Below are 15,668 nucleotides of genomic sequence, written 5' to 3' on the forward strand. Positions count from 1 at the left end.
GCTCTCAGAAAGAGATCGCTGCTCTTGTGTCGAAGCGGCGTTCGCTGCAACACTGCTCTCGGCGAAGAGCAGGCGCTCTCCGACCAGAGCACTCGTCACGCCCGTGTCTTCCCAGGTCAGCAGCTGGCCGACGGAAATCCGTCCCTGCGTCCGCAGCACAAGGCCGTGCTGTCACGAGGGATGCGGTCCGCGCTCGTTTGCCGCGCACCGCCATGCGCCGGGGCGGGCTTCACGCCCGTATCCGGCCGCCGGTCCCGTAGCGGCCACTCCCCCATTCCACCGATCCAGCCCCCGGCCGACTCCTGACGGGCCCGCGGGCACAGCTGAAGAAAGGACCCCAGCGTGATGGTCACTCCGGTGCCGTCCGGGAGCGACAGGAAGAAACGTCGCGGCCCCTGGTTCACCCTTCTCGCCGGACTACTGCTCCTGCTGGTCGCAGGCGCCGCGAGCTCCGGGGTGCTGGCCAACCTGAAGTCGGGCGGGTTCGACGACCCGGGCTCCGACTCCGTGGCCGCCGCCGAGGCGCTGGAGCGCTCGTTCCCCGGCAGCCAGCCCAATCTCGTCATCCTGGTCGAGGACCCGAAGGGCGGACCCGGCAGTGCCACGGCCCGCGCCAAGGCCGAAACCATCGACAAGACGGTCTCCGGCACGTCCGGCACCCGGGTCGTCGCCTCCTACTTCGACAGCCGCGACAAGAGCCTGCGCTCCGGTGACGCGGCTCTGATCCTCGTCCGGGTCGACGGCGACGAGAACAAGAGCATGCGGACCGCCGACACGCTGCACGAGAAGTTGTCGGACCCGGACGGTGCCGTGTCGGTGTCCTTCGGTGGCATCACCGCCATCAACAACGACATGAACAAGCAGGTCGAGAAGGACATCATCGCCGCGGAGAGCATCGCGATCCCGATCACCCTGCTGCTGCTCGTGATCGTCTTCCGGGGGCTGATCGCCGCCCTGCTGCCGATGCTCCTGGCCGTGCTCACCATCATCGGGTCGCTGGCCGCCGTCAACGTCGCCGCGCAGTTCACCGACGTCTCGGTGTTCGCCGTCAACCTGATCACCGCCCTCGGGCTCGGCCTCTCCGTCGACTACAGCCTGCTGATCGTCACGCGCTACAGGGAGGAACGCGAGGCCGGTCGCAGCAACGCCGAAGCACTGCGCGTCACCCGCGCGACCGCCGGCCGCACGGTGGCCGTCAGCGGTGCCGTGGTCGGCGCCGCCCTCGCCACGCTCCTCGTCTTCGACCAGTACTTCCTGCGCTCCTTCGCGCTGGCGGGCATCGCGGTGGTGCTGTGGGCCGTCCTCGGCTCCCTGTACCTGCTGCCGGCGGCCCTGGTCCTGCTCGGCGACAGGATCGACGCCCTCGGCCGCCGTCGGCGCACCCGGCGGGCCCCGGCCGCCGAGACCTTCTGGGGCCGGATGGCCGGCCTCGCCTTCCGGAGTCCCGCCCTGCTCGCCACCCCGGTGATCGCGCTGCTGCTGATCATGGCAGTGCCCTTCACCGGCGCCCAGTTCGGCGTACCGGACGAGCGGGTGCTGCCCACGGACACCGAGAGCCGTCTGGTGACCGAGGCCGTACGCGACGACTTCGGCGTCGGCGACGACCGCGCGCTGAACGTGGTGTCCGAGCAGTGGAAGGGAACGGACGCCGAACTGGAGCGGTACTCCGCGGACCTCTCCGGGACCTCCGGGGTCACCCGGGTCGTCAGCGCCGCCGGGGTGTTCCGGGACGGCTCCCGGATCACCGCACTCGACCCGCGGACGGCCGCCGCCTTCCGGGACGGTGACGCGGTCCGCTTCCAGGTGCAGACCGACGTGGTCCCGTACTCCGAGAAGGGCGGCGACCTGGCCCGCGACGTCCGCGCGGTCGATCCGCCCGGCGGCAGCGAGGTCCTGGTCGGCGGTCAGGCGGCCCAGCTGGTCGACATCACCCGCTCCATCGCGGACAAGCTGCCCCTGGCGATGGTCCTGATCAGCGTCCTGAGCCTGCTGTTCCTCTTCCTGCTGACGGGCAGCGTGCTGATGCCCGTCAAGGCGCTGCTGTTCAACGGCCTCAGCCTCGTCGGCATCCTCGGCGTCGCCGCCTGGGTCTTCGTCGACGGCCACCTCTCCGGCCTGCTCGGCTTCACCCCGTCGCCGCTCGCGGTGTCGATGCCGGTCCTGATGTTCTGCATCGCCTTCGGCCTGTCCATGGACTACGAGGTCTTCCTCGTCGCCCGCATCAAGGAACGCTACGACCGCACCGGCCGGCTGGAGAGTTCCGTAAGGGAGGGACTCGGCGCGAGCGGCCCCGTCATCACCGCCGCCGCGGCCATCCTCGCGGTGTCCTTCTTCGCCATGCTCACCTCGGGCGTCTCCCTGATCAAGATGTACGGCATGGCCACCGGCCTCGCCATCGTGCTCGACGCGGTCCTCGTGCGCGGGGTGCTGGTGCCGGCCTTCATGCGAGCCGTCGGCCCCTACAACTGGTGGGCCCCGGCCCCCCTCAAAGCACTCCACCGCCGGTTCGGCATCAAGGAATCCGCCGAGGAAGAGCCGGCACCGGCACCGGCACCGACCCCTCACCTCACCTCCGCCACCGAGCCTCAGACGACGGGATCACGGCCGTGACCGAGACCGAGAGCACACCCATCTACCCCCTCGACCGCCTGCGCAGAGTCGCCGATGCGGCGGCCCGAGCGGCCAACGCCCACAACACCCAGCCATGGGACCTGCGGTACCGCCCCGACCATGTCGAGGTGGGCTGGCGCGCGGAGTACGCGCTGGGCCCGAGCGACCCGTCGCACCGGGATCTCAGGCTGTCGCTGGGCACCTACATCGAGAGCCTGCTGCTCTGCGCCGCCGAGGCCGGGATGGCCCTGCGCTTCGAGCCCGACTACGACGCCACCGCCGCCCGCGTGGGACGGATCGTGCCCGGCCAGTGGCTGGAGCCGAGCACCCGCTCGGTGGCCGACGTCGAGGCCCGGCGCGTGTGGCGAGGCGCCTGGACCCCGCAGCAGGTGCCCCCGGCTGTGATCGGCCGCTCCCTGAAGACCGCGGAGGAGTCCGGCTTCCGGGTGGCCGTCGTGCCGACGGACGCCGCCCGGCCGCTCCTCGTACGCGCCTACCACTGGTTCTTCGGCCATGCCGGGATCGCCCGGGAACTGCTGGCCTGGGCCAGGCTCTCCCCCCGCCACCCCGATTACCAGCGGGACGGGCTCAACGACGTGATGCTGGTCCTGAACAAGGCCGAGGCCGCCGCCATGCGGATGTTCTTCGCCCCCGTGGTGTACCGGGCACTGCGGCCGCTGGGCCTGGTCCGGCTGCTGACCACGCTGTCCTCCAGCGCGACCAGCGGCGACGGCGTCGTCATGGTCATCCTCGGCAAAGGGAACGACCCGGCGAGCGAGGTCGAGGCCGGCCGGCTGGTGACCCGGCTGTGGCTGGACCTGTTCCGAGACGGAATCTACGTCCATCCGCAGAGCCATGTCATCGACTGCCCCGACACGGTCGGCGACCTGACCCGTGTGTGCGGGGCGAGGGACGGGGAGCGTCCCCTGGTCTTCTTCCGGGTGGGCTATCCCGCGACCGATCCCTCGGCACGGCCCCGCCATCCTCGCCGCGAGCGGGCCGGGACCACGTCCGCCTGAATTCCTCCCGTCCGCCCTGTCCGGCATGCACGGGACCGGGCGGACGGGACATGAATTCTCGGTATCCGCGTTCACCGACCTCGACAGCTGAGAAAACAATGGGAGATCCCCGACCTCATCGCTGCACACGGCCCTGAATGACAAGTACCGTTTCGCAATGAACGAGAGAGGGGATCCTGCCGAATGTCGACGTCATCCACCCCGACGGACCGTTCTGTCGTCGAGCGCACTCTGGGTGTCCTGGGCGCCTTCGACGCCGCCAACGTGAGGCTGACCGTGAGCCAGATCAGCAGACGGTCAGGAATACCGGTGGCCACGACCTACCGTATAGTCTCGAAACTTGTTTCCTGGGGAGCGCTGGAACGCACGGAGGACAACAAGTACACGATCGGCCTCCGTCTCTGGGAAGTCGCTCTCCTGGCCCCCCGGTATTCCGCGTTGCGCGGAGCGGTCATCCCCTCCATGTTCGAACTGCGCTCCATGACCCACTGCGCCGTCCTGCTCTCCACGCGGGACGGCAACGAAGGAATCTGCCTGGAGAGCGTCTCGGGAAGCGCCCGGCCCCTGCACCGCTCGTGGTCCCGCGGGCACCGCTTCCCCCTCCACGCCACGGCCTGCGGAAGGGTCCTCCTCTCCGACGCCGGCTCAGCCGTCCAGGACGAGGTCTACGGCGGCGACCTGCGGACGTACACGGAGCGCACCGTCCGCGCCCCCTCCGTCCTGCGCGGCCTAGTCGAACAGGCCCGGCGGCAGGGATACGCCGTGTCCGACGGCGAGCTGCTGAACGGCGTGGTGGAGGTCGCCGCGCCGATCCACGACGGTGACGGGGTCGTCCTGGGCGCCATCGGCCTGATCACCGTCGGTGCGGCGAGCACCCATGTCCCGGGTGCCGTCGGCCCCCTGCTGGCGGTCGCCCGGCGTGTCTCCCGAGCCCTCGCCGACCCTCAGGCACCCCGCGACGAAGCGGCGCCGACCACGCGGGCGACCGGGTCGCGCACCCATCGGACCCAGGGCGCCTGCGCCTAGCTAGGGGACCTCTGAAGATCTTGCTCCGGCCACCCGGCTCACCCCGGATTGCCGGTAGATGTCAATCGCCATCAACCAGGGCAAGCCGGGCACATTTTCAAGATCTTCAGGACGCTTCCAGAGCCCGGCTCGTTCCGACGACCCGCATCCCGTGATCCCAAGCCCCGTCTTCCCATGGGCGGTCCGCCCCTCCCCCAGATACCGGCTTGCCGAGAGCAACGCCGTCACGAGCACGAGGAGACGCACATGAACGACGTACAGGAAGAAGTCCGCAGCGGTCTGGCCGACATCGTCAACGAGATAGCCGGGGTCCCGCACGACGAGGTGCTGCCCCACAAGACCTTCGCCGACGATCTCGACGTCGACTCCCTGTCCATGGTCGAGGTCGTGGTCGCGGCGGAGGAACGGTTCGGGGTGACCATCCCGGACGAGGCGGCCGGCCGTATGAAGACCGTGAGCGACGCCATCGACTACATCCTCGCCCACCACTGACGGCTTTGGAGTCATTCTCATGCAACCGACTGATCGCAAGGTGGTCGTGACCGGCGTCGGAGCGACGACACCGCTGGGCGGTGACAGCACGACCACGTGGCAGGGACTCATGGCGGGCCGCTCCGCCGTGCGGCTGCTGACGCACGCCTGGGCCGCCGAGACCCCGGTGCGGATCGCCGCGGAGATCGCGGTGGAACCCACCGAATGCCTGTCCCGGGTCGAGGCCCGCAAGCTCGACCGCTCCGCCCAGTTCGCCCTGATCGCGGCGCGCGAGGCGTGGGCCGACGCGGGGTTCACCGCCCCGGCGGGCATGGACACCTCCGTAGACCCGGACCGGCTCGGCGTGGTCATCGCCTCCGGCATCGGCGGGGTGACCTCCCTGCTCCAGCAGTACGACGTCTTCCGGGACCAGGGCGTCCGCAAGGTGTCTCCCCACACCATCCCGATGATGCTGCCGAACACACAGGGCGCCAACGTCGGACTGGACCTCAACGCCCGGGCCGGAGTGCACTCACCCGTCAGCGCGTGCGCCTCGGGCGCCGAGTCGGTCGGATACGCCATCGACATGATCCGCACGGGCCGGGCCGACATCGTCGTCGCCGGCGGCACCGAGGCGGCGATCCACCCGCTGAACATAGCCGGCTTCGGCAACATGATGGCCATGTCCAAGCGCAACGACGACCCGACCGCCGCCTCGCGCCCGTACGACTCGGCCCGCGACGGCTTCGTCATGGGCGAGGGCTGCGGTGTGATCGTGCTGGAGACGGCGGAGCATGCCGCGCGGCGCGGCGCCCGCGTCTACGCGGAGGCCGTCGGGCAGGGTCTCTCCGCCGACAGCCACCACATCACTCAGCCCGAACCGACGGGTCGTGGCATCGCCGCCGCGCTCACCGCGCTGCTGGACTCCTCCGATCTGAAGCCGGCCCAGGTCGTGCACGTCAACGCACACGCGACGTCGACCCCCCGGGGCGATGTGGCCGAGGTGAAGGCGTTGCGCAAGGTCTTCGGCGACGACATGGACCATGTGGCGGTGTCGGCCACAAAGTCCATGACCGGGCATCTCCTCGGCGGGGCCGGCGGTGTGGAGACCGTGGCGACGGTTCTCGCCCTGCATCATCGACTCGCCCCGCCGACCATCAACCTCGACGACCTCGACCCGGAGGTCGAGGCCGACATCGTCCGCGGCGAGCCCCGGGCTCTGCCCGACGGGCCGATCGCCGCCCTCAACAACTCGTTCGGCTTCGGCGGTCACAACGTGGTGCTCGCCTTCCGCACGGTCTGACCCTCGGGAGTCGCCGGACAAGGCTGCTTTCGGGAGTGGCCGCCCGACGCACACGGATGCAGTCTCCCCAGAAAGCCGAACCCTGATCAACCGCCCTTCCGGAGAGCGGAAAGGACACCGGATTTTACAGGCGTAAATTTGCCAGAAATAAGTTACCGGCCGGTTGGAAACCGGCCGGTAACGTCGTTCCAGGGCCATCTGTGTTCGTTTCCCGATGCCTGAACAAGCGTGTCGCGACTGCGCCGAAAAGCTCCGGGCGTCATCCTGACGCGGCGCATGAAAAACTTGGTGAAGTTGGTGACCTCGGTGAATCCCAACTGTCGGGCCACGGCGCCGATGGGCAGGCTCGTATGCATCAGCAGACGGCGCGCTTCGAGAGCCACCCGGGCATCGATGAGATCCTTGGCGGTGGTGCCGGCGCCGGCCCGGCACGCGCGGGACAGGGCGCGGGTCGTGCAATTCAGCGCGGCGGCGTAGTCCTCCACCCGGCGGGTGGTGCGGTAGGAGCGGTCCAGCTCCTTTCGGAACCGCAGGAACAGCTCCCCCCAGCCGTTGTCGCCGACCGGGGCGAACGGGGTCCCGCACTCGCCCTGCGACCTGCATATTTGATCGACGTTCAGCACGAAGACAGCCAGCAGATGTTTGAGGAGATCCTCGCCCAACTCCCGTTCGGGCCGCTGGAATTCCTCCCGCATCAGGTCGAGGATCCGTCCGAGGTCCGCCCGTTCGCGCTCGCCCAGCCTCCAGTGCGAGGGCCGCAGCACATCGTCGAGCATCCCCATGCGGGCATTCACACGCAGGGGAAACGCCTCGGTGAACATGATGAGGTCGCCCGTCAGGTCGTGCTGCGGCGCGGCCTGGACGATCTGGTTCGGCCGGATCCACAGCAGGCTTCCCGGACGGCACTCGAAGCGCATCGAGTCGAGTGAGAAAGTACCGGTCCCCTGGTCGACCAGCAGGATCTGATGGAACTCGTACCGGTGCGGGGAGGCGAGGAACTCCCTGGAAACCCACTTCGTGAGTTCCTGGTACGAGGTCGCAGCGATTCCGCTTCCCGGTCGGCATACCGAGGAGTAGGGAATGACAGGGATCGGCAAGGAGTCGAAATCGACCATAGAAGCTACCGGAATCAACCTTTCCCGTACATCTTGAAGGTTGAATTATAGGGGCGGCCGCCCGTTGCCGGGTCATGGCTGGCACATACCCTTGTGTGCACAGGAAAGGAACAAGGCGGGATGATCATACCTCATTCCGGCATGCCGGAGCGCTCGGTCGTCGATCGCGCCCTGAGCGTTCTTGGAGCGTTCGACCGGCAGAACCGCACTCTGACACTGAGCGACATCAGTCGACGCTCGGGGCTCCCGCTCGCGACGGCGCACCGCATCGTGAACAAGCTGCGTAGCTGGGGAGCCCTGGAGAGAAGCGAGGACGGCGGATACAGCATCGGCTTACGACTGTGGGAGACGGGGACGCTGGCGCCTCGCTGCTCGCCGCTCGCCGAGGCGGCTCAGCCGTATCTGATGGAGCTTCACGCCCGTACCTCGGCCGGGGCGTTCCTCTTGATCCGCGACCGTGTCGAGGGGGTCTGTCTCTCGTTCGTGGTCCACGGGCCGGACTCCCTGATGAGCTGGATCGAGTCGGGAGACCGGAGGCCGCTGCACGCCTGCGCCGCGGGGCTGGTCCTGCTCGCGTACGCCAGCGAGGCCGTCCAGAACGAGGTCTGCGCGGGGCCGCTGCGCGCGTACACACCGGCGACGCCGGTCCACGGCGCCGCGCTGCGGCAGGCCCTCGCGAAGGTCAGACGCGAGGGCTACGCGGTGACACACCGCACGCTGGACCCGGACTCCAGCAGTGTCGCGTTCCCCGTGCGCTCCGCCGACGGGGCTGTGATGGCTGCGGTGGGTGTGGTGGCGCAGGCGGACACGTTCCACCCGGCGAAACTGCTGCCCCCGGTCTCCACCACGGCCGACGCCGTGTCCCAGCACATGCGGTCCTGCGGGTGACGGGCTACGGGCTACGGGCTACGGGCTACGGACATGAGCACGTGCACGGGAGGACGGTCCCGTCCCGCCACGGGGTCACAGGCGCTCGGTCCGCCGTGTCGTGTCCGACGGCGCGGTGCTCGATGGAGCTGTCAGATCGGGGTCGACGCCGACGGTACGAACGGTGCCCCGTGTCCCGGCACGATCAGCGCCGGGCCGAGGGCCAGGACCTTCTCCCTGGCCGCTCGCAGCTGCTCACGGTCGGGCGCGAACGGGTCGTCGGCCGGTCCCTCGGCGGTCCACCACAGGTGGGTCAGGACCACCAGACCCTCGTCCGCCGTGACCAGGGTGCTGACGTCCTCGGCGGTGTGGCCGGGGGTCGTCATGAGCGTGATCGACGGGGAGAGGCGGTAGCCGTCGGCGTCCCGGTCCTCCCAGATGTCGTCGTGGTAGATGGCCATGTGGTCGTGGAAGCGGGCTTCGGGAAACAGCGCCGCGTTCAGCGTGTGGTCCGGGTGATGGTGGCTGAAGATCACGTCGGTGACGTCTTCGGGGCTCAGTCCGTGGTGCGTGAGCGGATCCAGGATGAGCCGGCGGTCCGCGACCATGCCGGGATCGACGATCGCGACGGTCTCGCCGTCGACGAGCAGGGTGACGGTGCCGGCCACCCGCGTTTCGGCGTAACCGGTGGTCAGGACGTGGAAGGCGGCGGTCATGAGGGGCTCCTTGGGCGATGGGTGCGTGGGGCCGTGCGAGCCGGTCACCGGGGAAGGAGCGCCCGGAAACCGGTGAGCAGGGCACGGAGACCGGTGTCGAACGCGAGCTCGGCCCGGCGGTGGTCGGTGGGGGTGTCGTCGAGTACGGCGGCGAGGTGGGGAGCGGTTTCACGGGGCACGTCGGAGACCATCACCGGTGGCGCGACGAGGTCGAGGGCCGAGCCGAGGATGAAGCTCTCCAGGGCGTTGATCAGGAGCATGACCTGGCCGGTGGCGAAGCCGGCGGTCAGCAGGAGCTCGGCGACCTTCTCGTACATCGCGTGCATGAAGGGCTCGGCCAACGGGGCCGTCGCGAGCAGGGGCACCGCCCCGGCGTGGGTGGCGAAGGCCGCGCGGTAGGTGCGGGCCCATGCCTCCAGGGCCTGTTCCCAGGGCTGTGTCGGGTCCCAGTCGTCGGTTGCGGTCTCCAGGGCCAGCGCTTCCCTCATGAGCGAGATGATCTCGTCTCGGCCGGACACATGGTGGTAGAGCGCGGAGGGGGCGACGCCGAGCTCTCGGGCCAGGGCGGGAATGGTGAGGACGCCCTGCTCATCGACGATTCTCAGCGCTGCGGCGCCGATGCGTCGGCGGTCCAGCAGAGGGGTGCGCGGCCTTGCCACATGGGCTCCTCTTCGTACGTCTCCCCGCCGGGCGGCGGCACGGCCGCCCGCGGGTTGTCACCCGAACTTTACCGAATGACTTTCAGTAAAACTCTTCCTGACTGCCCCGGTGCCGCCTACATTACCGAAACCGAATCGGTTTCAGTTCGGTTGTCGTTACGACGGGAAGGTGCCGCCGCCATGCATGCCGACATCGTGTTCACCGGAGGGACCGTCAGGACCGGAGGCCCCGAAGGCCCGGTGTTCGACGCCCTCGCCGTCACGAGTGGCAGGATCAGCGCGCTCGGGGCGGAGGCGCTCGCCACCGCCCGCGGCAGCAACACCACCGTGGTCGACCTGCAAGGCGGCGCCCTGCTGCCCGCGTTCGGCGACGGGCACGTGCACCCGGTGATGGGCGGACTGGGCCTGCTGGGAGCGCCCGTCCGCGAGTGCACCTCCGTGGAGGGGATCGTCGAGGCCGTACGACACTGGGCCGACGAGCACCCCGAGGCCGAGTGGATCACCGGCGACGGTTTCGACGCCTGGCTCGCCCCCGACGGCCGGTTCGACGCCCGCTGGCTGGACGCGGCCGTCCCCGACCGGCCCGTGGTGCTGCGCACGATGGACCACCACACCGCATGGGTGAACAGCGAGGCCCTGCGTCGGGCCGGGTTCAGCGCCGCCACTCCCGACCCGGACGGCGGGGAGATCGTGCGCAGGGAAGGCTCCACCGAACCGCTGGGCACACTGCGCGAGTTCGGTGCTGTGCTGCCTGTCCTCGGCCTCGTACCCCAGCCGCCCCACGAAGCGCAGGTGGGCGCGCTGCGCGAGACCGCCGCCCGGTTCGCCGCCGCCGGGGTGACCTGGGTACAGGACGCCTGGGTGGAACCGCACCACGCCGACGTCTGGATCACTGCGGCGACCAGTGGCCCGGGGCTTCCCATCCGTGCCGACCTCGGGTTCTTCCTGGGACCGGAGCACTGGCGCGAGCAGCTCCCCCGGATCGCCGCCGAGCGGGAGCGTGTGGAAGGTGCCGCTCCCGGGCTGCTCACCGCGCACACCGTGAAGTTCTTCGCCGACGGGGTCATCGAATCCGGCACGGCCGCCCTCCTGGAGCCGTACACCGACTGCCCGCACTCCCACGGCATCGCCAACTGGACACCGAGCGAACTGGCGGAGGCCGTCACAGCCATCGACGCCCTCGGTTTCCAGCCGCACATCCACGCGCTCGGCGACGGCGGTGTCCGGGTCGCCCTCGACGCCATCGAGGCCGCGGCCCGCGTCAACGGCCCCCGCAACCGCCGCCCGGTCATCGCCCACGCCCAGCTGATCGACCCCGCCGACCTGCCCCGCTTCGCCGAACTAGGGGTGATCGCCAATCTCCAGCCGCTGTGGGCGCAGCCCGACCGGCTGATGACCGATCTCATCCTGCCGAAGATCGGCCCGGAGCGCGGCACGCGGCAGTACCAGATCGCCGCCCTGCTCGCCTCCGGCGCCCGCATCGCGTTCGGCAGCGACTGGCCGGTCACCGATCACGAACCGCTGCGGGGCATCGCCACCGCCGTGACCCGCCAGACGCCCGAGGGGATCCCCGAGGGCGGCTGGCTCCCCCAGGAGCGGATCGACACCGCGACCGCCCTGGCCGCCTACTCCGCCGGATGCGCCTACCAGGCGTTCGAGGAGGAGAAGTGGGGCGTCCTGCGCCCCGGAATGTGGGCCGACCTGGTGCATCTCGCCGCAGACCCGGTCGAGACCGCACCTGGCGACCTCGCGCACCTGCCCGTCCTGGGCACCTGGCTCGCCGGCCGACGCACACACGGCTCCGGCACCCCCGTCACCGTGCCGACCGTGGCCCGATAGCCTCACGGCGTCGTCACGGCCGGGCCCGCGTACCAGAGACAGTCCCCTCCCCCGTCGTCCTCACGCAGCACGCGGAGACCTCCATGACCGAGCCCCACACCTCCACCGCTCCCCAACAACCTCCAACGGCCACCGGGACGGACCCGACCGGACGCCTCCAGCGCGCCTCGCTCGGCGTCACCGACATCGTCTTCTTCGTCATCGCGGCCGCCGCCCCGCTCACCGTCATGGCGGGCATCGCCCCCCTCGCGATCGTCTTCGGCGGTATCGGCGCCCCGGTGGCCTATCTGACGGCCGGCGTCGTACTGTGCCTGTTCGCGGTCGGTTTCACCGCCATGACGCCTTACATCCGCAACGCGGGCGCCTTCTACGCGTACGTCTCCCGGGGCCTGGGCCGCCCTGCCGGAGTGGGAGCGGCACTGCTCGCGGTGTTCTCCTACAACTCCCTGCAGATCGGCACCTACGGGGCCTTCGGCTTCTTCGCCGCCGGCACCATGAACGACCTCCTGGGCGTCGACCTGCCCTGGCCGGTCTACGCCTTCGCCGCAATCGGCATCGTGTGGTTCCTCGGCTTCCGGTCGATCCACGTGGGCGCCAAGGTCCTCGCCGCCCTGCTGATCGCGGAGACCGCCATCCTGGTGCTGCTGGCCGGCGCGATCCTCGTCAAGGGCGGTGCGGACGGCCTGAGCCTGGCCTCCTTCGCCCCCTCCAACGTCTTCACGTCAAAGATGAGCGCACCGCTGGGCCTCGCCATCGCCGCCTTCATCGGCTTCGAGTCCACCGTCCTCTACCGCGAGGAGGCCCGCGATCCCGACCGCACCGTGCCCCGCGCCACCTACCTGGCCGTCGGCTTCCTCGGCCTCTTCTACACGTTCATCGTCTGGGTCATCGTCCAGGCCTTCGGCGACGACAAAGCCGTCGGAACCGCGGCACAGAACCCCGCCGAGATGTTCTTCACCGCCATGACCCGCTACGTGGGCGACTGGGCCACCGACCTCCAGCGCGTCCTGATCGTCAGCAGCCTCCTGGCCTCCCTGCTCGCCTTCCACAACGCCATCACCCGCTACGGCTACGCGCTGTCCGTCGAGGGCGCCGCTCCCGCCCCCCTGGGCCGCATCCACCCCCGGCACGGCTCGCCCTGGATCTCCGGCATCGCGCAGACCGTGCTGGCGGTCGTCGTCACCGCTGTCTTCGCCGCGATCGGCGTGCACCCGTACAACCAGTTCCTGCTGTGGGTGAACACCCCCGGCGTGGTCGGCATCCTCGCGCTGCAGACGCTCGCGGCCTGCGCCGTGGCCGTCTTCTTCCGCCGCAACCCCGCCGCCAACGCGGCGGGACGCCTGCGCACGGTCGCCGCACCGGTGGCCGCCGCGCTCCTCCTGGCCGTGATCACAGGGCTGGTCTGCACGCGCCTGCAGCTCTTCACCGGTGCCTCGCCGACCGTCAACTGGACGCTGGTCGCGCTGACTCCGATCGTCTTCGCGACCGGAGTGGCACTCGCGATGCGGATCCGCCGCAACCGGCCCGACGTCTACGCCAGGCTCTCCACCACCGACGTCGACTCCGTGTGACCGACACCTGGGCGGCCCGTCGCCGGGCTTGAACCTGGCGTACGGGTCGCCAGAGCCGACTGCCGGCCGCCACGTGCCGAACGGCGGGTGTGTCCTGCCCGGCCGGGGCAGTGCGGACTTCCGCCGGATGCCGGCCCTCCTGGGTCGGGGAGATCTCGCCCGCCGGCTCGCCGTCCGCTCGACGAGCGGAGAGTCCACCTCGACGCGGACGGTGTCGCCGAGGTCGCGAACCATGACGCCGCTGATCCCCCGGTGACGCATGCGCGGCCATGGCACTGACCGCCGAGCCCGACTCAGCCCGTCCGGGCGGTGACACCAACCAGCGCCCCCCGACCACGGCCATCCCCAGCGGGTGACAAGCCGGGCCGTGGGTGTCGCGTTCGCCCTCGTCCTTGTGGACTGCCTGATCAGCAGGACAGCGTGGCTCTCATCGGTCGGCCGCCCGTCGACGCTGATGAGAACCTTTGAAAACGGCCAGGGCTACTCGTCGCCCCACTCGGTCCGGCGTTCCACGGAATGGGGAGCTTCAACGAGCGCCCCGCAGGTTGTCGACCGGGGCCGCCCGCTCGTGGAGTGTGCGGGCCGTGCCGGCCGGTCAAGGGCGCCTTCGCCCGGCGCTACGCGCTGGGCTTCGCCCACCCTGGACAGTCCGTCCCGTCCCTGGACCTGGCTGGCTGGCTGGCTGGCTAGGGGGTGGTCGGTTCAACGAGCGCCATCAACGCCGGCTCCGGCCCAAGGCCGTACCGGACACGGCAAGAACCGAGAGCAGGACGAGCGCGCAGGCGGGGCCGAGGACGGTCCACGGCGCGAGTTCGACGTACGGCTGGTTCTCGGACAGCAGGCGGCCCCACTCCGGCGTGGGCGGCTGCTCGCCCAGGCCGAGGAAGCCGAGGGAGGCCAGCACGAGGACCGTGGTGGGCAGTCGCAGCAGGGCGTTGCGCAGGACGGCGGGCAGGACCGCGGGCAGGTAGTGGCGGCGCGTCAGATGCCACGGGCCGGCGCCGAACGAGAGCGACGCCTGCATGTGGCTGCTCGCCCGTTCCTCTTCGATCAGCGCCGCGGCCTGGGCGGCGTACGGCGTCCAGCCGACCAGGCACACCGCGAGCGCGGCACCCCAGACCGAGGGCCCGGTCACCGCGGTGGTCAACAGCCCGGCGAGAACGGCCGGGAGCGTCGACGCGACCTCCATCAGCCCGGCGCTCATCCGTGCCGCGCTGCCGAGTAACAGCCCGACGAGGACACTGACCGCCGTCACCGCGAGGGCCACGGCCGCCGTGCGCAGCGCGCCGTGGCCGAGCCGGGCCAGCAGATCGCGGCCGAGCGAGTCCGTGCCCAACGGGTGCGCGGCGGACGGTGGAAGGAGCCGGGCGGCCGTGTCCACCTGTAGGGGATCGCGCAGCAGCCCCACCACGACCGGGGCGAGCAGTGCGACGGCACAGAACCCGGCGATCCATCGAGTGGAACGCCGTCGCGCCAGGGCCGGTGCGTGAAGGGCGGGCAGGGCACCGTCCCGCAGGGCAGGACCGAGCAGTGCGCGCCGCAGGGCCTGGATGAGGAGGCCGGCGACGACACCGAGCAGTACCAGGGCCAGTGTCGCCGTCTGCAGGGGCGGGAGGTCCTGGGCGATGGCGGCGTCCAGGGCCAGGCGGCCGAGCCCGGGAATGTTGAAGATCTTCTCCACCACGACCGCGCCACCGACCAGGCCCACCACGGTCGGCAGCAGCTGCGGCAGCACACCCGTCAGTGAGCGGCGCAGGGCGTTGCGGGCGACGGTGCCGGGCCGGAACCCGAAGGCGTGCCAGGTACGTGCCCAGGGCTCCTGAAAAGCGGCGGGCAGCGACTGGTCGAGCAGACCGCCGATCATCGCTCCCGACGGCACGCCCAAGGCGAGCGCGGGCAGCACCATCGACGCCGGTCCCTCCCAGCCGCTGGACGGGAACCAGCCCAGCCACACCCCGCACACCGTGGCGAGCAACGAGGCGAGCAGGAACTTGGGCAGCGCGGCGAGGAGGGCCGCCGCGGTGCCCGCCCGGGCTCGTCGCAGCCTTCGCCGGGAGCCGAGGTACAGGGTGGGGGTGCAGACCAGCGCGGCCACCGCGAGCGTGACGACGAGCGCCCCGAGCACCAGCGTCACGGACACCGCGAAGGCGGTCGTCACCTCGGGCAGAACCGGTTCGCCCGACACCCAGGACGTGCCCGCGTTGCCTCGCGGCAGCCCGCCCAGCCAGTGCGCGAGGTGCGTGAACGGACCTTCGTCCAGGCCCAGTTGCTCCCGAACAGCGGCCAGCTGCTCGGGAGTCGGGCCCTGGTCGGCGGAGCGGGCCCGCAGGACGGTCAGCGCGGGGTCGTTGCCGGACAGCCAGGGCAGCAGGGCCACGGCCGTCAGCAGCGCGGCCCCCGCGACGAGGCGGCCGAGGCCCGCGCGCCACCGGGACGGGCCGGCCTCGGTACCGGCCGACATAACGCTCATCG

At 70.5% G+C, this 15,668-nt stretch carries 12 protein-coding genes; 8 read left to right on the forward strand and 4 right to left on the reverse strand.

The features are described 5' to 3' along the window. Positions 1–345 precede the first annotated feature (345 nt). From CES90_RS19190 to fabF, 5 genes are all read left to right on the forward strand, one after another. On the forward strand, positions 346–2,610 hold the full coding sequence (locus CES90_RS19190; protein WP_189786069.1) for an MMPL family transporter: 2,265 nt from the start codon (positions 346–348) through the stop codon (positions 2,608–2,610). Then, on the forward strand, positions 2,607–3,629 hold the full coding sequence (locus CES90_RS19195; protein WP_189786004.1) for a hypothetical protein: 1,023 nt from the start codon (positions 2,607–2,609) through the stop codon (positions 3,627–3,629). Before CES90_RS19190 ends, CES90_RS19195 begins: the two co-directional genes overlap by 4 nt. Before the next feature lie 183 nt (positions 3,630–3,812). Further along, a complete protein-coding gene (locus CES90_RS19200; RefSeq protein WP_189786003.1) occupies positions 3,813–4,655 on the forward strand; it encodes an IclR family transcriptional regulator in 843 nt (280 codons plus the stop codon). 246 nt (positions 4,656–4,901) lie between these two features. Beyond that, a complete protein-coding gene (locus tag CES90_RS19205; RefSeq protein ID WP_189786002.1) occupies positions 4,902–5,147 on the forward strand; it encodes an acyl carrier protein in 246 nt (81 codons plus the stop codon). A 19-nt stretch (positions 5,148–5,166) separates the two neighbouring features. Continuing rightward, the gene (fabF, locus tag CES90_RS19210; protein WP_189786001.1) at positions 5,167–6,429 is read left to right on the forward strand and encodes a beta-ketoacyl-ACP synthase II; all 1,263 of its coding nucleotides are present in this window, start codon (positions 5,167–5,169) and stop codon (positions 6,427–6,429) included. A 152-nt stretch (positions 6,430–6,581) separates the two neighbouring features. On the opposite strand, the gene CES90_RS19215 is transcribed toward fabF, so the two are convergent. After that, the gene (locus tag CES90_RS19215) at positions 6,582–7,544 is read right to left on the reverse strand and encodes a helix-turn-helix domain-containing protein (protein ID WP_189786000.1); all 963 of its coding nucleotides are present in this window, start codon (positions 7,542–7,544) and stop codon (positions 6,582–6,584) included. 120 nt (positions 7,545–7,664) lie between these two features. Between CES90_RS19215 and CES90_RS19220 the strand changes: the two genes are divergently transcribed. Further along, positions 7,665–8,432 (forward strand): IclR family transcriptional regulator, encoded by a 768-nt coding sequence (locus tag CES90_RS19220; RefSeq protein WP_189785999.1) that lies wholly within the window; start codon positions 7,665–7,667, stop codon positions 8,430–8,432. A 131-nt stretch (positions 8,433–8,563) separates the two neighbouring features. Here CES90_RS19220 and CES90_RS19225 read toward each other — a convergent pair whose 3' ends face one another. Then, positions 8,564–9,127 (reverse strand): MBL fold metallo-hydrolase, encoded by a 564-nt coding sequence (locus CES90_RS19225; RefSeq protein ID WP_189785998.1) that lies wholly within the window; start codon positions 9,125–9,127, stop codon positions 8,564–8,566. Positions 9,128–9,171: 44 nt separating this feature from the next. Further along, entirely contained in the window at positions 9,172–9,786 is a 615-nt protein-coding gene (locus CES90_RS19230) for a TetR/AcrR family transcriptional regulator C-terminal domain-containing protein (protein ID WP_189785997.1), read from the reverse strand. A 180-nt stretch (positions 9,787–9,966) separates the two neighbouring features. Between CES90_RS19230 and CES90_RS19235 the strand changes: the two genes are divergently transcribed. Continuing rightward, the gene (locus CES90_RS19235; protein WP_189785996.1) at positions 9,967–11,625 is read left to right on the forward strand and encodes an amidohydrolase; all 1,659 of its coding nucleotides are present in this window, start codon (positions 9,967–9,969) and stop codon (positions 11,623–11,625) included. Between the two features lie 83 nt (positions 11,626–11,708). Continuing rightward, entirely contained in the window at positions 11,709–13,196 is a 1,488-nt protein-coding gene (locus tag CES90_RS19240) for an APC family permease (RefSeq protein ID WP_189785995.1), read from the forward strand. Between the two features lie 715 nt (positions 13,197–13,911). On the opposite strand, the gene CES90_RS19245 is transcribed toward CES90_RS19240, so the two are convergent. Beyond that, on the reverse strand, positions 13,912–15,666 hold the full coding sequence (locus CES90_RS19245; protein WP_189785994.1) for an ABC transporter permease subunit: 1,755 nt from the start codon (positions 15,664–15,666) through the stop codon (positions 13,912–13,914). Positions 15,667–15,668: the final 2 nt, after the last annotated feature.

The sequence above is a fragment of the Streptomyces capitiformicae genome (assembly GCF_002214185.1).
Taxonomy (GTDB): Bacteria; Actinomycetota; Actinomycetes; order Streptomycetales; family Streptomycetaceae; genus Streptomyces; species Streptomyces capitiformicae.